Raw genomic sequence first — 19,153 nt, 5'->3', positions numbered from 1 at the left:
GGGGACGACGGGCGCCGGTGCCGGCGCCAGGGTTCAGATCCGGGTCATGGTCGAGGTGTAGCCCCCTCCTCCCGGGTAGACCCAGTCGCCGGTCGCCGTGGTGCCGTCGGCGCTGAACCTGCCCTCGTAGTAGGCGGGGCTGCCCTTCGCGCCGGCCCAGATGGTCAGTGTGTCGCCGTTCAACTCGTAGACGTAGTCGAAGGTGTTGCCGTTCGAGTCGTAGTACCGCGACACCACGTCCGCCCCCGCCGGTTCGCCGAACGGGCGCAGGTTGCCGATCACTTCCATGCCCGTGACCGGGCTGCCGAACTGGGTGAGCTCGACGTTCTGGACCAGGAAGAACCCGCCGGGCATCCACTCGTACCGCACGGTTCCCTCGGCTCCGCCGGTGACCGCCCAGGTGCCGACCAGGCGGTCCAGGGCGCGCAGTCCCTCGGCGGGCAGGTCGGCCGGCGGTCCGGCGGGCAGGTCGGTCTCGGTCATCTCGTCCTCCTCGATGGGGTGTTGCCGCAACCTCGGAGCCGCCCGTCCGGCTTCGACACCCCTCCGGTGTGACGTGGGTCATAGCGCGGACGTGTCGGGAATCCGGCACCGGCAACGAGGTGGCCCCGACAACCCGATCCGGAGGAAGCCATGCCCGCGCACACCACCCGCACCCATACCACCGGCGTCCCCTGGACGACCGTCGCCGCGGCATCCCCGCGGCCCGCTCGCTGAACTGCCCTACGATCGCCCGGACCGGAACGGAGAGACCACTGCCATGAAGTTTCTGCTGCTCGGCTACACCTCGGCCGCCGCATGGGACGCCGCGACCGCCGACGCGCCGTCCCCGGAGGCGCTCGCCGCCTTCGCCGTCTACCAGCGCTTCGAGAAGGAACTGCTCGACACGGGCGAACTGGTCACCACCGAGGGCCTGGGCCACCCGGCCGTCAGCACCACGGTGCACCCGGCACCGGACGGCATGCTCGCGACCGACGGACCGTTCGCGGAACTGAAAGAAGTCCTGGCGAGCTTCGCCGTGATCGACGTGACCGGGCGGGAACGGGCCGTGCAGATCGCCTCGCGGATCGTCGAGGTGCTGGGCGAGCCGATCGAGATCCGGCCGATCATGGGCGAGGACTTCACCGCATGACCGGCGGCCACCGGCGACAGCGCGCTCGGGCGGCGCGCCCCGCGCGGCGGTGAGCCGCATGCCGGACATCCCGTCCGACGTCGAGCACCTGCTGCGCACCGAGGCGCCCCAGGTGCTCGGCGCGCTGGTACGGCGCTTCGGCCGCTTCGACACGGCCGAGGACGCCGTCCAGGAGGCGCTGCTCGCCGCGAGCCGGACATGGCCGGCCGAGGGCGTGCCGGAGGATCCGCGCGGCTGGCTCATCCGCATCGGCTACCGGCGCATGGTCGACCTGCTCCGTTCCGAGCAGGCGCGGCGCCGGCGCGAGCGGGAGGTGGGGCTGGCCGACCTGGCCATGCGGGAGGCGGACCGCCGGGCGGACCCCGTGCCCGGGACCGACGACGGCCTCACCCTGCTGCTCCTGTGCTGCCACCCCGCCCTGAGCCACGCCTCCCAGGTCGCCCTCACCCTGCGCGCGGTCGGCGGCCTGACCACCGCCGAGATCGCGCACGCCTACGGGACGCGCGAGGCCACCGTGGGGACGCGGATCAGCCGCGCCAAACAGCACCTCGTCCGCGCGGGCATCCGCTTCGCACCGCTGACCGACGCCGACCGGCGGGACCGGCTGAGTGCGGCGATGCGGGTGCTCTACCTGATCTTCAACGAGGGCTATACGGCGTCCACCGGCACCGAACTCGCCCGCGTCGACCTGACCGGGGAGGCGATCCGCCTGACCCGGATGCTGGCCCGCACCCTGCCGGACGACCCCGAGGTGACCGGCCTGCTGGCGCTGATGCTGCTCACCGAGTCGCGGCGCGCCGCCCGTACGGGCGGCGACGGCGAGCTGCTGCCCCTGGACGAGCAGGACCGCAGCCGGTGGGACGACGACCTCGTCCGCGAGGGGAGCGCGCTGATCGGCAGCGTGTGGAACCGGGGCGGGACGGGCCCCTACCGACTCCAGGCCGCCATCGCCGCTCTGCACAGCGTCCCGGATCCGGCGAGCACGGACTGGCCGCAGATCGCCGTGCTGTATCTCTGGCTCGAACGCCTCACCCCGACCGGGCCGGTGCGGCTCAGCCGTGTGGTCGCGGTGGCCCGCGCCTTCGGACCCGCACGGGGACTCGCGCTGCTCGACGACCTCGGCCGGCGCCACGGACTGGACCGGGACCCGCTCACCCGTCAGCGGGAACGCGCCGTGCGCGCGCACCTGGTGCGGATGACCGGCGACACCGCCGGTGCCGCGCGGCTGTACCGCGAGGCGGCCGAGCTGACCGGCAACCAGGTCGAGCGACGCTACCTGTGCGACGAGGCCGACCGCCTCACCTGACCGGCCGGGCACGCGACCGTCAGGGGGACCGAGTGGTCTCGACCGGGGTGCCCGCGTCGTAGGGTGCGGGGGCATGGGGACAGGAGAGCGCGAGACGCGCGGGACGACGGTGGCCGGCGTGCTGGCCGAGCTTGCCGGGCTGGAGGATCCGAGGATCCGTGCGGTCAACGAGAAGCACGGCGACGATCACGGCGTGAACCTGGGCGCGCTCCGGTCGCTCGCGAAGCGGCTCAGGACGGACCAGGACCTCGCCCGCGGGCTCTGGGAGTCGGGTGACACCGCGGCGCGGCTTCTGGCGCTCCTGATCTGCCGGCCCAAGGCGTTCACCCGCGACGAGCTGGATTCCATGATGCGCCGGGCGCGCACACCCAAGGTGCACGACTGGCTCGTGAACTACGTCGTCAAGAAGAGCCCGCACGCCGAAGAGCTGCGGCAGACGTGGCTCGCCGACCCGGATCCCGTCGTCGCGAGCGCCGGCTGGGCGCTCACCGGCGCGCGTGTGGTGAGCAGGCCCGACGGTCTCGACCTGGCGCAGCTCCTCGATGTGATCGAGGCGGAGATGAAGGACGCCCCCGACCGGCTGCAGTGGGCCATGAACACCTGCCTGGCCCACATCGGGATCGAACACCCCGCACACCGGGCCCGTGCCCTCGCCATCGGCGAGCGCCTCGGAGTGCTCGAGGACTACCCGACCTCGCCGGGCTGCACCTCCCCGTACGCGCCCGTCTGGATCACCGAGATGGTGCGCCGGCAAGGGACCTGAGCCTCCCCGGCCCGTCAGGTCGTCCTGAAGCGGCGGAAGAGGTTGCGGGCCGCGTACACCCCCGGGCCGCCGAAGCCGACGATGTCGACGCGTCCGTCGCCGGTGGTGTCGGCGAGGAAGCGGGGATGGCGGTCGACGCGCCAGGCGCCCGCGGCGTCGTGGTGGCCGAAGCCGCGGCACACCAGCTGGGCGTGCTCGAATCCGCCGTCGTCGCGGTGGCGGGACACCCAGACTCCCTCGTCGCCGAAGCCCACGATGTCGGGGCTGCCGTCACCGGTGACATCGGCGAGAAGGCGCAGGTGCCTGCCTCCGGTCCACCCCTGGGCGAGCCCGAAGTCGTTCAGCACCAGGCGCGCGGGCTCGAACGTGCCGTCGCCGCGGCCCCGTGCGACCACGACGCCCTGCGGTCCGAAGCCGACGAGGTCCGGCGTGCCGTCCGGTGTGGTCGCGACGAGGAACCGGGGATGTTCCCGTGCCGAGCTCCACCCCTGGTCGACACCGAAGTCGTCGAGGACGTACCAGGGATCGGTGAACGTGCCGTCCTCGTCCTGGAGCGACACCCAGACGCCGTCGTCGTGGCAGCCGACGATGTCGAGTCTGCCGTCGCCGGTGGTGTCGGCGAGGAACCGGGGGTGCCGGCCGACGAGCCATCCGCCGGCCTTCTCGCCGTGGCCGAACGCCCTGACGGCCGGTTCGTCACCCGGCGGTGCGAACGCTCCCTCCTCGTCCTGGAGCGAGATCCGGACACCGTCGTCGTGGCAGCCGACGATGTCGAGTCTGCCGTCGCCGGTGGTGTCGGCGAGGAAGCGGAGGTGCTTGCCGGCGAGCCACCCGCCGGCGCCCTGCCCGTGTCCGAACGCCGTGAGCACCAGCTTGCCGCCCGCGGGAGCGAACGCGCCGGACTCGTCGCGGGACGACACCCGGACACCGTCGGCCGCGAGCACGACCAGGTCGGGCATGCCGTCGCCCGTCGTGTCCGCGACGGTCCACAGGTCCGCCGGACCCGGGGAGGGTACGGGCCTGTGCAGGGTCCGTTCCTCGTCGTCGAACGTCCCGTCACCCCGGCCGGAGGACGTCACCAGGCCCTTCGCGGGGGTGAGGGCGACGATGTCCGTCCGCCCCGATCCCGTGACGTCGGCGAGCAGCCGCGCGCCGGGCCCGGCCCACCCGCCCGGCAGGCCGGCGGACGGGGCGACGGCCCCCTCGCCCTGCCATCCTCCGGCGTCCTGGTCGCTCCCGAACCTGTCGAGCACCCGCAGCAGGTCGCTGAAGGAGGGTGCCGCGCCGGGCACCGGCCGCAGCGCGGCCGAGCGGGTCAGCGGCCAGGACCTCCGGCCGTTCCAGTGGTCCAGCGCCGCCCAGCCCAGCACCGGCTCGCCGATCCGCTCGGGTCCGGCGGTGACGAAGCGCCACCGCTGGCTCTCCGCGTTCTCGTCGTAGGCGCGCAGGACGACCCGGGATTCCTCCTCGCCGGGGTCGGCGAGGTCGAGGACGGTGGCGTCGGCGCCCTCGATGAAGTAGAGGCCCGCTTCGCCGTGGACGGGGACGACGTGCCACTGCTGTGCCTTGCTGCCGGCGGCCGCGCCCCACTGGCGAAGACCCCGGTCCGCGGAGACCGGGACGTCCAGCACCTTGCCGCTCACGGCGTTGCGGATCACGTACGCCCCGCCGCCGGCCGGCAGCGGGCTGAGCTGCCACCGCTCCGGCAGCGGGCCGTCGTCGGGGACGTCGCGGGCGACGAGGGCCCCGTCCGCGCCCGGCGCGGACCTGGGGCCCAGGGTCTTCCCCGTGGCGGCGTTGACGATCTCCAGCTTCAGTTCTTCCGTGGGCACGGGCATCGGGCGGCCTCTTCCAGACGGTGCGGACGTGGGCTCGACAGGAGCGGGGCGAAGGGGTGGCGGCGGGTCAGGTGAACACGTGGTGGTACGGGACGTTCCACTCGCTGGGAAGCCGCGGGTAGAAGGTGTTGATGACCGTCCCGGTGAAGTCGCCGCCCCAGTTGTAGGTGACGCGCACCTCGCTGTCGGCCGTCACCGCGTGGTCCTTGAACCCGAGGATCGTGTCGGGATGGGTGATCGGGACGAAGGTGATGCCACCCCACGGTGTCACGGTCACCACCCAGAGCTGCGTGTCCTCCGGAGCCCCGTTCCTGCCGCGCCACTTGTCGCCGACCTTGCCCGGGAGCCCGACCTGGACGGTGTCGGCCGTGCTCTTCGGCGCCTCCTGGTGGACGGTGATGCGCCGTCGACGCGGCTTCGGCGCGCCGTCGTCGCCACGCCCGTTGTCGGCCGCGGCCGTGCCCGCGGGCGGCGGCGACACCTGGCCCGCGGCGCTCTCGAGGAGGTACAGCGGCCGCTGTCCGAAGAAGCCGGCGGGGGTGATGTACCAGAGGTGCCCCTGCGCCTCCTTGGTGGCCGGGTCGAGCGCGGTGGCCAGCTTGACGCCCTTGTCGTGGCTCTCCTCCTTCAGCTCGGCCGGCCGCAGGTAGCCGCCGTTGAAGGCATGGACGAGCATGACCGGACGGTTCTCGACCAGCGCCGCCACGATCGCGTTGTCGTAGCTGTTCACCGCGACCGGGCCGCCGACCACCAGATTCGCCATCGCCGTGCGTTCCTGGGTGTACATGAAGGAAATCCCCTGTCCGTCGAATGAAGATAACGGTGGTGCCGTGCACTCGATCGAATTCACGGAATGCGATACGGGTAATCGAGACCCCGACGGCCTCAACGTACCCGCCGGATTGTCCGGTGGGAATGGGTGACGGGTGCCGTCACTCGATTGAGCGCATGGTCCCGACGCGTCTTCCCGGTATGTGGTGTCCGTGCTAGCTTCGCTTTCCGGAACCCCCCAGCAATTCTTGTTCGTATTCATCGGCCGTCATTCGGCCGGCTCATTCGAGGACGGGAAATGCCTTCCAATGCGTACAGCCTGGTGCAGGCCAAGCGTCAGCCCCTGACCAAGAGGAATCTGCGGGAACTCGGCATCGAGCAGGCATGGCAGTCCATCCTGGACCATCCCGGCCTGGTGTACGTCGACGCCTACGGGACGAGGCACAAACCCGTCGGATTCTCGGTGAACAAATCGAGCTTCGGTGATTTCCCCGGAACAGCGCTCCAGCGTGGCTGGCTCGCCTACATGAATCTCGGGGAGCCACTTATCGAGGTGCGGGGAAACATCGGCCAGCCTCCGCCGGACACATTCTCCTCACGTACGTATGTCAACCGCAGTGGGTCCGAGATGACGTTCACCGACTCGGTCGATTTCACCGTGTCCAACGGGGTGACCTGGTCGCTCCACGGCGATGCCAAGCTCACCTTCGGTGGCAGCGTCGGCGCATCGCTGCAACTGCAGTTGCAGAACCAGCTCCGCCTGGACCTCCAGTCGCAGCTGCAGTCCCAGTGCCAGAACGAGATGGCGAACAGGAACACCGACACCGTCACCAACAAGAACAGCAAGGACAGCGTCGGGACGGACAACGCCCACGCCACCGAGACGTCCACGAGGAACTCCGCGTCCAACACCTCGTCCAACGCCGTGACGAACTCGGTGGGTTTCACGGCCACGGGCAGCGCCACCGGCAACGCGTCGCTCAACGCCCAGCTCGCCCTGGGTATCGCGGCGACCGTCGGCGGCTCCCTGACGACCAGTTGGGCGTCGAAGTCGCAGATCTCCGGAAAGGTCCCGGCCAACTCGCGCGTGCAGACCATCGTCACGCAGCGGCGCACCCGCCGGCAGTACACCTACGAGATCCCGGTCGCCTTCTCCGGCCTCATCGCGGTGAACTATGCCGCGCCGGTCGCGGTGCTGTCCCCGCCGCAGCCCGGGGCCTACCCCGGCGTCGACCACCTGGTCGCCCGCGACATCGGCGACATCGACCTGGCCCCCGGCGGCTTCCGCATGAAGGGCCTGGCGGAGGTCGTCTCCGCCCTCGACGTGCACCACACGCTGCTCGGTGGCGAGGACCTGACCGTCCAGCAGCAGACGCTGTACAAGCAGCCCTGACCCCGCGGCGCCGCCGCACCGACGACAGAGGTGACGACCATGGTGTTCCACAACATCTTCGACTCCGCCGGCAAGGGCGCCGGCCTGTTCTCCGTGACCACCGGCGGCACGAAGCCGCAGCCGGGGGAGGGCGTCGACTTCGAGGACTCCGACGACGGCACCTACGACGACACGACCACGAGCCTGTTCGACAACGCGATCCACGGAGCTTCCTCCCACGCCAAGATCGTGCAGGAACAGTCGCCCGAAGCGCGTGCGGTCCTGGGCTTTCTCGGCTCCTTCATCCAGGCCACGCAGGCGAGCGCCGGCGCACAGGCCCGGTACGCCCAGGACCCCGGAGCGGTGTCCGGGGCGGCCTCCGCGGGCATGCGGGAGGCGAGCGCGACGGTGAAGGAGCACGCCGACCTCCAGAAGGACGAGGACCTGGAGACCAGGCCGAAGAAGAGCGACTACGGCAAACCCCCCAAGCCCCCGGAGACGCCCACGGCGCCGGCGCCCCCGGCGGAGGGCAGGCCGGCCTCCTAGGTGTATTGATCACGAGCGTTGTTGACGCCGGTCTGGCCTTGATCATGGCGAAGACCTCCGGTGTGGTGGGAGCTGTCTAGTGCCGGATCAGGCAACGTTTGCCTTGTTGACGACGGCGTGTAGGCGCCGGTCGTCGGCGTGGCGGTTTCGCCAGATGATGTAGCGGCGGATCATGCTGCCCTGCTCCTTGTGGTCGGCATGATCGGTGCCGTCGAGGGTGAAGTAGCGCAGGGCCGTGAACTGGGCTTCGATCCGGTTCAGCCAGGAGGAGTTCGTCGGCGTGTAGGCCATCTCGACGTTGTTCGCCGCCGCCCAGGTGCCGACCCGTTGGCATCTTTTCGTGGTCAGGTGCGGGGAGAAGTTGTCGCAGACGATCGCGATCCGCACCGTAGGCGGGTAAAGCGTGCGCAGGTAGCGGCAGAACTCCAGGAACTGGGTGCGCCGTTTGATGGGCTTGATGTGGCCGTAGAGCTTGTCCTTGGCCAGGTCCAGGGCGGCGAACAGGTGTCGCACTCCGCCGTAGCGGTTGTAGGTCGCCCGGCGCCGTCGGCGGGGTTCGCGGTCCGGGTCCTTGTGCTTGCCACCGCGTTCGGCCCACTGCCGTCCAGGGTGTGGCATCAGGTTGAGGGGGCCGAACTCGTCCATGCAGAAGACGACTTCGGGCTCGCGGTCCTCGGGTATGACCTCGCCGTCGGCGATCGCGTAGAGGTGCTCGACCCGGGCCTTCTTGGCCGCGTAGTTCGGATCGCGGGAGGTCTTCCAGGTCTTCAGGCGTTGAAAGGAGACGCCTTCCTCGCGGAGCAGGATGCGCAGTCCCTCGTGGCTGATGTCGTCGACCACCCCCTCGGCGACCAGGAAGTCCGCCAGCTTGGTCAGGCTCCAGGTCGAGAACGGCAGGTCGTGCTCGGTCGGCTTGGACTTGGCGATCTTCTTGATCTCGCGCCGCTCGGGCAGAGTGAAGGTCTTCGGCCGGCCGCCCTTGTACTTCGGATACAGCGAGTCGAAGCCGTCAGTGTTGAAGTTGTGGATCACGTCCCGGACCCGGTCATCGCTGGTGAACGACACCTCGGCGATCTTCGCCACCGGCATGCCCTGCGCGGACAGCAGCACCATCTGGGCCCTCCGCCAGGTCACCACCGACCCCGTGCCCCTGCGGATGATCCTCAGCAGCCGTCTGCCCTCGTCATCGTCGATCTCGCGTACCCGTACTCGCTCTGCCACTCGGACAGAGTGACGGCCACGCGCCGCCCAGCACAGCACCAGGACGGCGCGTCACATCACAACAGGGCAAACGTTGCCTGCTACGGCACTAGGAACTCACCGCACGGAGGTCTTCGTGTCCCACCGTAATGCCCGGCTGACCGTCTTCGGTAGGAGACTGCTGGTCGAACGTGTCTGCTCAGGCCGTCCGGTCGCTCATGTGGCCGCCGAGATGGGTATCTCCCGGGCTACCGCCCACAAATGGACCCGCCGGTGGCGGACGGAGGGCGAGGCGGGTCTTCACGACCGGTCGAGCCGACCTCACACGACGCCCCACCGGACCGCGTCCGCGGTGGAAGACCGCGTCTGCGACCTGCGGCAGAGCCGCAAGCTCGGCCCGGCCCGGATCGGCCCGATCCTGGGCCTTCCCGCCTCGACCGTGCACCGGATCCTGGTCCGTCACGGCCTGAACCGGCTGGCCTGGCTCGACCGGCCCACCGGAGAGCCGATCCGACGCTACGAACGGGCCAGGCCCGGCGAGCTGGTCCACGTCGACATCAAGAAACTCGGCAACATCCCCGACGGCGGCGGATGGCGAACCGTCGGCAGGACCACCGGCGACCGCAACCGCCAGGCCACCACCACCGAGCGCAAGAGCTGCAGCCCGGTGATCGGCTACAGCTACATCCACTCCGCCGTCGACGACCACTCCCGCCTGGCCTACAGCGAGGTCCTGCCCGACGAACGCCAGCACACCGCCATCGCCTTCTGGCAACGCGCGAACGCGTTCTTCGCTGACCACGGCATCAGTGTCGAACGAGTCCTGACGGACAACGGCTCCTGCTACAAGTCGAAGCTGTTCACCCAGAGCCTGACCGCGGCCGGCATCACCCACAAGAAGATCCGGCCCTACCGGCCGCAGACCAACGGCAAGGTCGAACGCTTCAACCGGACGCTCCTGGACGAGTGGGCCTACCTGCGGCCCTACACCTCGAACCACGAGCGGACAGCGGCTCTGTCAGACTTCCTCCACACCTACAACCACCACCGCTGCCACACCGCACTCGACGGACACCCGCCCATCAGCCGCGTCAACAACACTGCGGGTCAATACACCTAGGTCGTGTTGCGAAGGGCCGGGGGCGACATCGCCCCCGGCCCTTCGTGCGTCACACGGGCAGCAGTTGCCACTGCCGGTCCCGGTGGTCGCCCTGCGCTCCGTCCTGCCTGACCGCCGTCCGGGCGTTGCTGTCGACGCGCAGCAGCAGGCCGCTGTTGCGGTTCGCGATCTCGTAGACCCGCGGGGTGCCGTTCGCGCTCACCGGGATCAGCCTCCACTGCTGGTGACGCGCGTCCTTGCCCTCGTAGGCCCGCTGCGCGACGGCCGATCCGGTCGCCTCCCGCGCCGCGCCGACGACTTCCAGTACCTTGCCGCTGCGCACGTTCTCGAACCGGTACAGGACCTCGCCGTCCTCCTGGCCGGCCGCGACCAGCCGCCAGCGCTGGTGGTCCCGGGGGACGGCGAGCAACTGGTGGATCTCGGCCCCGTCCCTCGTGGACTCCCGCAGCACCGACATCCGCAGCCTGCTGCGGACGTTGGCGAAGGAGACCACGGTGCCCGACTCCGGCAGCCCGGCCATCCTGGGCGACGCGATCTTCCGGATCCGGTTGTTGACGTGATCGGCGATGAAGAGCGCGTCGACACAGTCCACGGCGAGGCCGTACAGATTGCCCAACTGGGCCGAGACGGCCGGGCCGTCGTCGCCGCCGAAGCCCGCGGTGCCGGTCCCCGCGACCGTGCTGATGGTCCCGTCGGCCGCCACCCTCCTGACACGGAAGTTGCGGTGATCGGAGATGTAGAGGCATCCGGCGCTGTCCGCCGCCATGCCCAGGGGGAGGTTGAGCCGGGCGGCGGTGGCCGGGCCCCCGTCGCCGCCGAAGCCCGCGGTGCCCGTCCCGGCGACCGTGCTGATCGTTCCGTCGGGCGCCACCCTCCTCACCCGGTGGTTCTCGGCATCGGCGACGCAGACGCCGCCCGCGCCGTCCACGCACACCGCGTACGGCCGGTTCAACCGGGCCGACGCGGCCGGCCCGCCGTCCCCCGTGAACCCGGCGGTGCCGGTCCCCGTGAAGGTGGTGATGATCCCGTCCGCCGTGATCCTCCGGACCCGGTGGTTGTGGTACTCGGCGACGAAAAGGCCGCCGTCGCCGTCCACCGCCACGCCCAGGGGGAGATTGAGCCGGGCGGCGGTGGCCGGGCCGCCGTCGCCGCCGAAGCCGGCGGTGCCCGTCCCGGCGGCCGTGCTGATGGTCCCGTCCGGCATGATCTTCCGGATCCGGTGATTGCCCGAGTCCACGACGTACAGGACGCCCGCGCCGTCCACCGCCAGCTCCCGCGGACAGTTCATCTGGGCCGAGACGGCAGCACCACCGTCCCCCCGGTAACCGGCGGTGCCGGTCCCCGCCACCGTGCTGATCCTCCCGTCGGAGGTGATCTTCCGGATACGGTGATTGTTGTAGTCGGAGAAGTAGAGCGTGCCCGCACCGTCCACGGCGATTCCGTACGGGCGGTTGAGCTGGGCAGCCGCGGCAGGCTCGCCGTCCCCCTTGAATCCCGCGGCCCCGGTGCCCGCCACCGTCCTGATCAAAGGCTCCGCATCCTCGTCCGGACGCTCCTGGTCCACCGCCATGCCGTACTCCTTGCCCCGAGACGCTCGTCCTCGCCCGCCCGGAGGCGAGCCGCACGCCGGATCCTGCCGCCGCCCGGCGGGCGGGGAAACGGAAATGCGTGTACGAACCGGCATGTCGGACAGCCCGCGCCGCAGGGCAGATTGGTTTCCTCTCCACGTCCTCACGCCCCACCGCGCGACGTGGCCCCGCGAAGCAGGCCGAGAGGAGATCACCCACATGTGGCCGTCCGGCCCGGTGCGGCCACTCGGCCACTCGGCTGCTCGACGGATCGACGGATCGGGACGGCGGCCCCGTGGGCCTCGGGGAGAAGCACGGCCGGCAGGAAGCCGGGCGGACGGGGAGGGCCCTACGTGTTCTCGGGCAGAGGGGCGGGCGGACGGGTAGGGCCCTACGTGTTCTCGGGCAGCCGGGCGGCCAGTGCGCGCAGGCCCGCCAGCACCTCGTCGGCGGTGGGCGCGGACTCGGGGTCGGTGAGGTGCTGCATCATCAGACCGCTGACGAGGGCGAGTTGCACCGACCCGAGGGTGCGGACCGTCTCCTCCGTGAGCTCGGCCTCCGGGGTTCCGGTGACCTCCCGCGCCATGCCGCTGCGCCCTTGCCGGAGCCCCTCGGCCACCTGGCTGCGCAGCTCAGGGTCGCGCTGGGCTCGCAGAACCGTTTCGAGATTGGCGATCCAGAAGGTCTGGTTGCCCGTGAACGCCTCGATGAGACGGCGCCACAGCGCGCCGAGGTCGGCGTCGTCCGCAGGCGGTCCGAAAACCTGATCCCCCGAGTCGAGCGCTTCGAAGAGCGCCTGGTTGAGCAGGGCTTCCTTCGAGCCGAAGTGGTAGCCGATCGCGGCCATGCTGACGCCTGCCGCGGAGGCGAGGTCCCGAACCGTCGTGCGCTCGTAGCCCTTGGTGAACAGGCAGTGCCGCGCGGCCTCCAGCAACTGCTCCCGGTTTCCCATGGCGCGGACCCTAGCAACGCACTGCGCATCTGTGCCAGGCGAGCGCATCAGGCGCACGCCTGGGACGACCGACCCATACGGCCGTCTTGGGCGAACGTCTTGCGCATTTGCCCAACTCGCGTCTACGGTCGCCGTGTCGACCGACCGCACCGCTTCCCGGGAGCCCGCATGAGCATCACGAAGTCCTCCGTCGCCGCGGCCGCCGTCTGCGCAGCCTTAGCCGCAACGGCGATCACGGCACACCCCGCCGCCGGCAACCCCGGCGCGCACGACCGCCCCGCCGTCGTCCGGACCGCCGAGGGCCCGGTCCGCGGCACGGTCACCGGCCCCGTGCGCACCTTCCAGGGCATCCCCTACGCCGCCGCGCCCACGGGGGAGGGCAGGTGGAAGGCTCCGCGACCGGTCCGCCCCTGGTCCTCGCCACTCGACGCCCGCACCCGGGGGAGCGCCTGCGCCCAGCCGACCGACCAGCCCATCGCGATCGCGGACGGCGGCAGCGAGGACTGCCTCCACCTGAACGTCACCACCCCCGCCGAGCGGACAGCGCGGCGCCTGCCGGTCATCGTCTGGATCCACGGCGGCAGCTTCACCTACGGCGACGGAGCCTCCTACCGCGCCACCGGACTGGCCGCCGCAGAGCAGGGCGCGATGGTGGTGACCCTCAACTACCGGCTCGGTGCCCTCGGCTTCCTCACCGCCCCCGGCCTGCACGCACCGGCCAACCTCGGCCTCCTCGACCAGCAGGCCGCGCTGCGATGGATCCAGCGCAACGCGCAGGCCTTCGGCGGCGACCCGGGCAACGTCACGATCATGGGACAGTCGGGCGGCGGCTACAGCGTCTGCGCCCAGATGGTGTCGCCCGCCGCACGGGGCCTGTTCCACAAGGCCATCGTGCAGAGCGCGGGCTGCGTCGGACCGGACGGCTCGTACACCCGCACGCAGGCGCGGAAGCAGGGCCGCGCCCTCGCCGAGGCGGTCGGCTGCCACGACATCAGGACGACCGACTCCTGTCTGCGGCGCAAGTCCACCACCGACCTCATCGCGGCATCCACGCAAGGCCACGACGGCTACCGCCCCGTCGTGGACGGGATCGTGCTGCCCGAGGCGCCCGCACGCGCCCTCGCCGCCGGCCGGTTCACGCCGGTGCCGGTGCTCCACGGCTCCACCCACGACGAGATGAGCGGTCTGGCCAGTCTCCAGGAGATCACCACCGGCAGGCCGCTGACGACCGCGGACTACGAGGAGACCATCCGTCAGCAGTTCGGCACCTTCGCCCCCGAGGTCCTCGCCGAATACCCCGCCGCGAACTACCCGGCCCCCGGCGCAGCCCTCTCCGCGGTGCTCACCGACTCGGCATGGTCCACCGCCGCCCTCGACACCCAGCGCGCCCTCGCCCGCCGCACCCCGGTCCACGCCTACGACTTCGCCGAGGCCCAGGCCCCGTACTTCACCGGCGTACCGCGACCGGCCGGCTTCCCGCTCGGCACCGGCCACATGATCGACCTGGCCTACCTGTTCGACAACGACCTCTTCGAACCCCTCGACGCCAGGCAGGCATCCCTCTCCGGCACCGTGACCGCCTACTGGAGCCGCTTCGCGGCCACCGGCAACCCCAACCGCCCCGGCCTGCCGGCCTGGAAGCGGTTCACACCCACCCACCCCTCTGTGCAGCGCCTCGCGTCCGGCCGCATCGGCCCGACCGACTTCGCGGCCGACCACCACTACGCCTTCTGGAAGAGCCGCGCCGTGGAGGGCGACAGCGGCGACTCCTGACAGGGGTGGTGCCTGCCGCTCACGGCGGTCCGGCGTACCCCGTCCGCATCGTCACCGCTCCTGAACCGGGCTGATGTGTTCCGGGGGTGGCATCGGGCCGGTGACTGCGTGGTTCAGCGGCGTCCACCGAACTCCCAGGCGTGGACCTCGATGTCCGCGTACCGGTCCGGAGTCAGGACGGCGCGTGCCGCATCCGGGCTCGGGGCCCGGAGCAGCACCGCCGTACCCAGCCATGTGTTCCCGTCGTCGGCCAGCAGCGGCCCGTACGCGATCAGTTCGTCCCTGCCGGGCGGCAGGTCGAGGTCTGCGGCCGGGCCTTCGCCGAGGCCGAGGACCAGATAGTGGCTGCCACTGCTCCGGTCACCGGGAAATTCCCACATGGTGCGCCCCAGCACGTTGCGCCATCGGCGCAGCAGCACGTCCCGGTACGCTCCGGCCTGGTAGTTGGGTTCCTCGAAGGCGAACGCCCGGGCAGCGGCGGGGTCGGGCAGATCGATGATGTGCACGCTTCCGGTGAGCGTCTCACCGTCATGGGTGAAGGCCGGGCCGCGGGCGATCAGTTCCTTCTCGTACCGGTCCATGTAGGACCAGTGCCTCTCCAGCAACTCCTCGCGCAGGGGGAGGGAACCGGGCCGGTCTCGGTGGTAGCAGAAGTACTCCATGGTCACAGAGCTTTCCTCACCCAGGGTGCCATCTCAACCAGCTTTGCCTCCGAAGACCCGGCGCCCCGAGGGGAGCGGCATTCCGTCCAGGGACGTGACCACCGAGCCGGTGGGCGGTCCGGGACGTTCACGTACGGCCGCAACCAGCGGTCAGGCGTCCGCTGAGGAGTCCCCGTGCAGGAGGCGTGCCGTGAGTTCCATGCACCGTGTCCGGGCGGGGGAGAAGCCGTAGGGCATCTTGGTCACCGCTTCGAAGGCGCTCATCCGGGTGTCCTCGTCGCCGTCCGCCTCGTCGCCGTCCGCCTCGTCGTCGCAGATGTCGAAGAGCTTCTCCTCGGCCTCTTCCAGCCCGTCCGCTTCGATGGCCCGGAGCAGCGCCTCGTGGTGGGCGCAGTGCCGCGCGGCGAGCTCTTCGACCTGCGGGTCGTGGGGGTCGACGGTGTCGTCGAGTGCGGCGTCGGCCGCGTCGAGGCGGTCCGCCTCGGCACGCAGATCGGGATGGGTCGCCAGGGTGATGAACACGCTGGCCTGGATCGCGGCTCCCAGCGGCCCGAAGATCCGTTCGGTGACCAGCAGGGCGTCCAGGTCGGAGGGGCGCAGCGTGCCGGGAGGCAGGTGGCTGAGCCGGTCCGTGACCATGGGGGAGAGCAGGCCCAGCGGGCTGCCCACGGCCCGCAGGCGCTGGACCGCGGCGCGCCGGCGCTTGATGGCTGCCTCCTGAGCGGCCAGCGTCTCCTCCAGCCGGCCCAGGACGTCCTCGACGTCCCGCGCTTCGTCGAAGGCGGCCCGCATGTCGTCCAGGCTGATGCCGGCCTCGGACATCCTGCGGATCCACAGCAGGCGGATCATGTCGTCGTAGCCGTAGCGGCGTCGTCCGTCCCCGCCTCGCTCGGGTTCCGGCAGCAGACCGATCTGGTGGTAGTGACGAATGGCGCGAGGGGTGGTTCCGGCGAAGGCGGCGGCGTCGCCGATCCTGACGTCGCGGGGAGGCGTGGGGGAGGGGTACATCGCGGGCCTTTCGTGCGGTGGTGGCTTCGACGACACCACATGCCGCTACGGCATGTGCAACGCGAAGGCCGGCATCGTTCGGCGCGGCGAAGGCGCGAGGGCCGGCTACGTGTCGGGGCGGATCCAGCGTTTGTAGGCGCGCGGCGGGGAGCAGGGGGCGGGCCAGGCCTGGAGCCGGATGTCCTCGAGGACTGCCTCGGGCTCGTCCTCGCAGTCGCGGTCGGGGAAGACCGCGGCGGCGAGGTTGCGCCGGGAGACGCGCACGCGGGTCCACCCCGCGGGCACGTCGATGCGCGCCGCGTCAGGGAGGTAGTCGGTGCAGCCCAGCACGACCATGCGTCCTGAGACCAGGTTCACGCTCGCTTCGACGACGTGGTCGTAGTCGTCGCTGTCGTCATCCGGCTCCTGCGCAAGCACTTCGACACCGACGTCCACGATCATGTTGGTGTCGGTGCAGATGGCCAGGCCGTCTTCCGCGACACCGAGCCCGTCCAGAAACGCCCGGTCGGTCCACACAACCGAGAGGTCGCCTTCGGAGTCGTCGTCCAGGACGTGGATCTGGTAGTGGTCCGCGAAGAGTTCAAGGTTCGTCACCACACCGCCCATCATCGCTCCCGCCGAGGCCGGGCCGAACGGCAGGGTGACAGCAGGAAGCGCACACCGCAAAGCCTGCCCTCAAGGCGCTTGCCTCGTTCGGACCCACGCCGCATCCGCCCTGGAGACGGTCCGCCCCCGGCGCTGCTGGCCGCCTGGAAGGACAACGTCTTCACGTCACGCGACGTCCTCGCCTGCCTCGACCGCATGGGCCCGGCCGCACCTGCCCCAGATCCAGGCGGCACTCGAACGACCCCATCGCGGCGACCAGCGATGGTCGGGCACCATCGCTTGCGACCTCGAGGTCGAGCACACCTCCCGTGCCATCCTCGCGCGCCTGACACACCTTCTCGGCCAGGGTGGCGCCGACGTAATCGCCGCGGAAGTCGCTCTCGCGCTTCGTGCAGTCCACGCCGAGCCGGTCGGTGAGCAGCGCGGTCAACTCCCGCACGGAGCGGAGCGGGAGGCCGTGCCGTAGGTGTCGAACGCGGTCATCCGCGCATCGTCCCAGGACCGAGCAGCCGCGCCCCGGCGGCCCGTGGTCCGCCGGGCCGCTGCCAACGTCACATCTCCGGCTCCGTAGCTTCTCGGTCCGGGACGGGCAGATCGCGACGACCTGCAACGGGTGAAACGCAGACAGCTGGGCGAAGCCATGCGTGGGTGTTTGCCAGGTTGCTGCTCGTGGTCTCAACTCCTGTGGGAGAGGGGGAGTTACTCAGCGCGCCCGCTCAGCACACCCTGAGACTGGCGCCTCGGAAAAAGTCCCCCGGCGTGGGAACCTGCTGCGCACGCGGTGGTGCGCTGACCAGCCAGTCGTCATTCGCCGAAGGCGCCGTTCTGCTCCAATCCGTCCATGAACTGCTCGTGCGCCCTCAGCTCACGGCCTCTGCCCGGGCTTGTCAGAACGATGGTCTTCGCCTCCGCGAGCGAGGTCGGACCCGCCACCAGCAGTTCACGCGTGATCACTACTGCGTCAAGCACTTCGATCTGGCGCTCACTCAGGAGCTCCTGCACGGCGTCCATTCCGTCGCTCTCTGCCGGCGGTCGGCACTCGTTGACGAGCGCTTCAAGCCGGGCCCTTCTCTCCGGGCTCAGCCCTCTGATCGCCATCGCGCTGCTCCTTCCCCGGCGGATGCCAATCCTCCTCCCCGATCATGCCGGACGCCCGAACATCGTGCTGCCGCCACTTTTCGGATTCTGGCGCAGCCCTTCTTGCCCGCTCCTCGGCATCTCGGAGACCGGGGGCGCTGACGGAAGGCGGCCCATCCCCGTCTCTACCGGCCGAGCACACCGATGGAGTCGACCTAACGCCGTCAATGCCGTCGCTCTCTGCAACCGCCCCTCGACCACGTCGTCACGGCCCTGCTGACCGCAGCCCTGATGGACGTGATCGGTGGCGTCGTCAGCGTCGACCTGCCAGGGCTCAGCCGCCCGGCTCAGGCGAGTACCACCCGCCTGCGTGGCAGTTCGAAGGCCGTGGCCGCACATCGGGCGTTGAGTTGCTCGATCCGGCTGCGGCTCAGCCATCCTCGAATGGTTCGTCACTCCACCTGAACCAAGCCCGATCGTCGCTGATGTGCAGAAGAAACTCTGCGACTGCTCCTGAGGGCGCCACGAGCGACAAGGTGTCCGCGATCCGGTCGTAGGCACTGTCGAACTGCCCGTACTCCTCCGCCTCCATGAGAGCCAGCGACTCGTCGAACCATGGCTTCACCTCACCGAACGTCGGCGTTGGAATGAAGTGACCGTGCAGCCATGGAAAGTCGGCCTCGTCGAGGACGATCTCGCCGAGCAGTTCATCCTGCCGCATCAGTCGCCACACTTCGCCATCGAGACCCATTCGGCCGGCTCTCCATCTGTGTCGTGGTTTCTCGGGGCAGACTCTCACGCGACCAGGACAACGAGGCGGGTGCGCAGGCGGTGGCAGCAGTCGGTGCTCCTGCGCGCGACGGGTCTGGACGGTCAGGGCCTGCCGCTGGGGCTCTTGGGGCGCTTGTCGGGCAGATACCCGCCAAGGCAGAAGCAGATACCCGCCAAGGCAGAAGCCGGGCTCCGAGACCGTCCCGCCCTGGAGTCGCCCTGAACTGGATGGAAGCCCGCGTGGCCTGGGGAGTCGCATTTGGATCATGAAGGTGAGCTGTCGCTCGGTAAGGTTGATGGTGTCAAGGGCAACGAGGGAGTGTGATGACGCTCGTCATTGAGCTGCGGCGCGGGGTCCCAACCGCTCGGACCGGACGGAAGGCAGGACCACGTCCCCCAGTAGGGGCACTTGAGCGGATGGTCGTCGACGGCGAGCTCTGGGCGGCTCTGGACACGCTGGGCCGACACCGCCTGCCCACCTTGGCTCGCGTCGATCCCTACGGGGACACCCTGCTGCGCGGTGAGGCGGTGGACCGCATGATGCGGGAGCTTGAAGATTCGGATCTCGCTCGGCTGCGAGGTGCCGAACACCGGGCCGTCTCGACGCTGCTGGCCTGGGGCCTGCGGTGCCGCTCGGACAGAGAGCTGCGCATTGCCTTCTCGGGCGACTAGGCCTGTTTGAAATGAC

General features: G+C 70.4%; 20 protein-coding genes. 8 read left to right on the top strand and 12 right to left on the bottom strand.

Features of this window, described 5'->3' with window-relative positions; all coding sequences use genetic code 11:
- Positions 1-33 precede the first annotated feature (33 nt).
- Positions 34-483 (bottom strand): hypothetical protein, encoded by a 450-nt coding sequence (locus tag JE024_RS00235; RefSeq protein WP_205371604.1) that lies wholly within the window; start codon positions 481-483, stop codon positions 34-36.
- 277 nt (positions 484-760) lie between these two features.
- Between JE024_RS00235 and JE024_RS00230 the strand changes: the two genes are divergently transcribed.
- From JE024_RS00230 to JE024_RS00220, 3 genes are all read left to right on the top strand, one after another.
- A complete protein-coding gene (locus JE024_RS00230) occupies positions 761-1,132 on the top strand; it encodes a YciI family protein (protein WP_205371603.1) in 372 nt (123 codons plus the stop codon).
- A gap of 58 nt (positions 1,133-1,190) precedes the next feature.
- Complete coding sequence (locus JE024_RS00225; RefSeq protein ID WP_205371602.1) at positions 1,191-2,438, top strand: RNA polymerase sigma factor; 1,248 nt, start codon at positions 1,191-1,193, stop codon at positions 2,436-2,438.
- Positions 2,439-2,511: 73 nt separating this feature from the next.
- A complete protein-coding gene (locus JE024_RS00220; protein ID WP_205371601.1) occupies positions 2,512-3,201 on the top strand; it encodes a DNA alkylation repair protein in 690 nt (229 codons plus the stop codon).
- A gap of 14 nt (positions 3,202-3,215) precedes the next feature.
- Here the strand turns inward: JE024_RS00220 and JE024_RS00215 are convergent, their stop codons facing one another.
- Together JE024_RS00215 and JE024_RS00210 are read right to left on the bottom strand one after the other, a co-directional pair.
- Positions 3,216-5,039, bottom strand: coding sequence for an FG-GAP-like repeat-containing protein (locus JE024_RS00215; protein ID WP_205371600.1), 1,824 nt, complete (start codon positions 5,037-5,039; stop codon positions 3,216-3,218).
- A gap of 67 nt (positions 5,040-5,106) precedes the next feature.
- Entirely contained in the window at positions 5,107-5,826 is a 720-nt protein-coding gene (locus tag JE024_RS00210; protein ID WP_205371599.1) for a hypothetical protein, read from the bottom strand.
- 282 nt (positions 5,827-6,108) lie between these two features.
- On the opposite strand from JE024_RS00210, the gene JE024_RS00205 reads away from it, so the two are divergent.
- Together JE024_RS00205 and JE024_RS00200 are read left to right on the top strand one after the other, a co-directional pair.
- Complete coding sequence (locus JE024_RS00205; RefSeq protein ID WP_205371598.1) at positions 6,109-7,203, top strand: hypothetical protein; 1,095 nt, start codon at positions 6,109-6,111, stop codon at positions 7,201-7,203.
- A 39-nt stretch (positions 7,204-7,242) separates the two neighbouring features.
- Positions 7,243-7,728, top strand: coding sequence for a hypothetical protein (locus JE024_RS00200; RefSeq protein ID WP_205371597.1), 486 nt, complete (start codon positions 7,243-7,245; stop codon positions 7,726-7,728).
- An 87-nt stretch (positions 7,729-7,815) separates the two neighbouring features.
- Here the strand turns inward: JE024_RS00200 and JE024_RS00195 are convergent, their stop codons facing one another.
- The gene (locus tag JE024_RS00195; protein ID WP_205371596.1) at positions 7,816-8,949 is read right to left on the bottom strand and encodes an IS630 family transposase; all 1,134 of its coding nucleotides are present in this window, start codon (positions 8,947-8,949) and stop codon (positions 7,816-7,818) included.
- 115 nt (positions 8,950-9,064) lie between these two features.
- On the opposite strand from JE024_RS00195, the gene JE024_RS00190 reads away from it, so the two are divergent.
- Positions 9,065-10,048: an IS481 family transposase gene (locus tag JE024_RS00190; protein ID WP_205371595.1), complete on the top strand. Its 984-nt coding sequence runs from the start codon at positions 9,065-9,067 to the stop codon at positions 10,046-10,048.
- Between the two features lie 49 nt (positions 10,049-10,097).
- Here the strand turns inward: JE024_RS00190 and JE024_RS00185 are convergent, their stop codons facing one another.
- Positions 10,098-11,618 (bottom strand): NHL domain-containing protein, encoded by a 1,521-nt coding sequence (locus tag JE024_RS00185; protein WP_205371594.1) that lies wholly within the window; start codon positions 11,616-11,618, stop codon positions 10,098-10,100.
- A 389-nt stretch (positions 11,619-12,007) separates the two neighbouring features.
- Positions 12,008-12,568: a TetR/AcrR family transcriptional regulator gene (locus JE024_RS00180; protein ID WP_205371593.1), complete on the bottom strand. Its 561-nt coding sequence runs from the start codon at positions 12,566-12,568 to the stop codon at positions 12,008-12,010.
- A 168-nt stretch (positions 12,569-12,736) separates the two neighbouring features.
- Here JE024_RS00180 and JE024_RS00175 point away from each other — a divergent pair, with 168 nt between their 5' ends.
- Entirely contained in the window at positions 12,737-14,341 is a 1,605-nt protein-coding gene (locus tag JE024_RS00175; protein ID WP_205371592.1) for a carboxylesterase/lipase family protein, read from the top strand.
- 113 nt (positions 14,342-14,454) lie between these two features.
- Here the strand turns inward: JE024_RS00175 and JE024_RS00170 are convergent, their stop codons facing one another.
- From JE024_RS00170 to JE024_RS00145, 6 genes are all read right to left on the bottom strand, one after another.
- The gene (locus JE024_RS00170) at positions 14,455-15,003 is read right to left on the bottom strand and encodes a YciI family protein (protein ID WP_205376268.1); all 549 of its coding nucleotides are present in this window, start codon (positions 15,001-15,003) and stop codon (positions 14,455-14,457) included.
- 150 nt (positions 15,004-15,153) lie between these two features.
- Positions 15,154-16,011: a MerR family transcriptional regulator gene (locus tag JE024_RS00165; protein WP_205371591.1), complete on the bottom strand. Its 858-nt coding sequence runs from the start codon at positions 16,009-16,011 to the stop codon at positions 15,154-15,156.
- Between the two features lie 105 nt (positions 16,012-16,116).
- Complete coding sequence (locus JE024_RS00160; protein ID WP_244882460.1) at positions 16,117-16,608, bottom strand: hypothetical protein; 492 nt, start codon at positions 16,606-16,608, stop codon at positions 16,117-16,119.
- Between the two features lie 169 nt (positions 16,609-16,777).
- Complete coding sequence (locus JE024_RS00155; RefSeq protein WP_205371590.1) at positions 16,778-17,047, bottom strand: hypothetical protein; 270 nt, start codon at positions 17,045-17,047, stop codon at positions 16,778-16,780.
- 374 nt (positions 17,048-17,421) lie between these two features.
- Positions 17,422-17,715 (bottom strand): hypothetical protein, encoded by a 294-nt coding sequence (locus JE024_RS00150; protein ID WP_244882459.1) that lies wholly within the window; start codon positions 17,713-17,715, stop codon positions 17,422-17,424.
- A 409-nt stretch (positions 17,716-18,124) separates the two neighbouring features.
- Positions 18,125-18,445, bottom strand: a complete 321-nt coding sequence (locus tag JE024_RS00145; RefSeq protein ID WP_205371589.1) for a hypothetical protein — start codon at positions 18,443-18,445, stop codon at positions 18,125-18,127.
- Positions 18,446-18,882: 437 nt separating this feature from the next.
- Here JE024_RS00145 and JE024_RS00140 point away from each other — a divergent pair, with 437 nt between their 5' ends.
- Positions 18,883-19,137 (top strand): hypothetical protein, encoded by a 255-nt coding sequence (locus JE024_RS00140; RefSeq protein WP_205371588.1) that lies wholly within the window; start codon positions 18,883-18,885, stop codon positions 19,135-19,137.
- Positions 19,138-19,153 lie beyond the last annotated feature (16 nt).

Source organism: Streptomyces zhihengii (assembly GCF_016919245.1).
Classification (GTDB): Bacteria; Actinomycetota; Actinomycetes; order Streptomycetales; family Streptomycetaceae; genus Streptomyces; species Streptomyces zhihengii.
Note: the sequence above shows the minus strand (reverse complement) of the source record. Positions and strands in the feature narration are given on the sequence as shown.

Coding starts and splice junctions, on each gene's coding strand:
- JE024_RS00145 (WP_205371589.1), bottom strand. CDS start 18,445: ATGGGTCTCGATGGCGAAGTGTGGCGACTGATGCGGCAGGATGAACTG.
- JE024_RS00170 (WP_205376268.1), bottom strand. CDS start 15,003: ATGGAGTACTTCTGCTACCACCGAGACCGGCCCGGTTCCCTCCCCCTG.
- JE024_RS00140 (WP_205371588.1), top strand. CDS start 18,883: ATGGTCGTCGACGGCGAGCTCTGGGCGGCTCTGGACACGCTGGGCCGA.
- JE024_RS00215 (WP_205371600.1), bottom strand. CDS start 5,039: ATGCCCGTGCCCACGGAAGAACTGAAGCTGGAGATCGTCAACGCCGCC.
- JE024_RS00165 (WP_205371591.1), bottom strand. CDS start 16,011: ATGTACCCCTCCCCCACGCCTCCCCGCGACGTCAGGATCGGCGACGCC.
- JE024_RS00235 (WP_205371604.1), bottom strand. CDS start 483: ATGACCGAGACCGACCTGCCCGCCGGACCGCCGGCCGACCTGCCCGCC.
- JE024_RS00210 (WP_205371599.1), bottom strand. CDS start 5,826: ATGTACACCCAGGAACGCACGGCGATGGCGAATCTGGTGGTCGGCGGC.
- JE024_RS00185 (WP_205371594.1), bottom strand. CDS start 11,618: ATGGCGGTGGACCAGGAGCGTCCGGACGAGGATGCGGAGCCTTTGATC.
- JE024_RS00180 (WP_205371593.1), bottom strand. CDS start 12,568: ATGGGAAACCGGGAGCAGTTGCTGGAGGCCGCGCGGCACTGCCTGTTC.
- JE024_RS00230 (WP_205371603.1), top strand. CDS start 761: ATGAAGTTTCTGCTGCTCGGCTACACCTCGGCCGCCGCATGGGACGCC.
- JE024_RS00205 (WP_205371598.1), top strand. CDS start 6,109: ATGCCTTCCAATGCGTACAGCCTGGTGCAGGCCAAGCGTCAGCCCCTG.
- JE024_RS00150 (WP_244882459.1), bottom strand. CDS start 17,715: ATGGCGATCAGAGGGCTGAGCCCGGAGAGAAGGGCCCGGCTTGAAGCG.
- JE024_RS00220 (WP_205371601.1), top strand. CDS start 2,512: ATGGGGACAGGAGAGCGCGAGACGCGCGGGACGACGGTGGCCGGCGTG.
- JE024_RS00175 (WP_205371592.1), top strand. CDS start 12,737: ATGAGCATCACGAAGTCCTCCGTCGCCGCGGCCGCCGTCTGCGCAGCC.
- JE024_RS00225 (WP_205371602.1), top strand. CDS start 1,191: ATGCCGGACATCCCGTCCGACGTCGAGCACCTGCTGCGCACCGAGGCG.
- JE024_RS00200 (WP_205371597.1), top strand. CDS start 7,243: ATGGTGTTCCACAACATCTTCGACTCCGCCGGCAAGGGCGCCGGCCTG.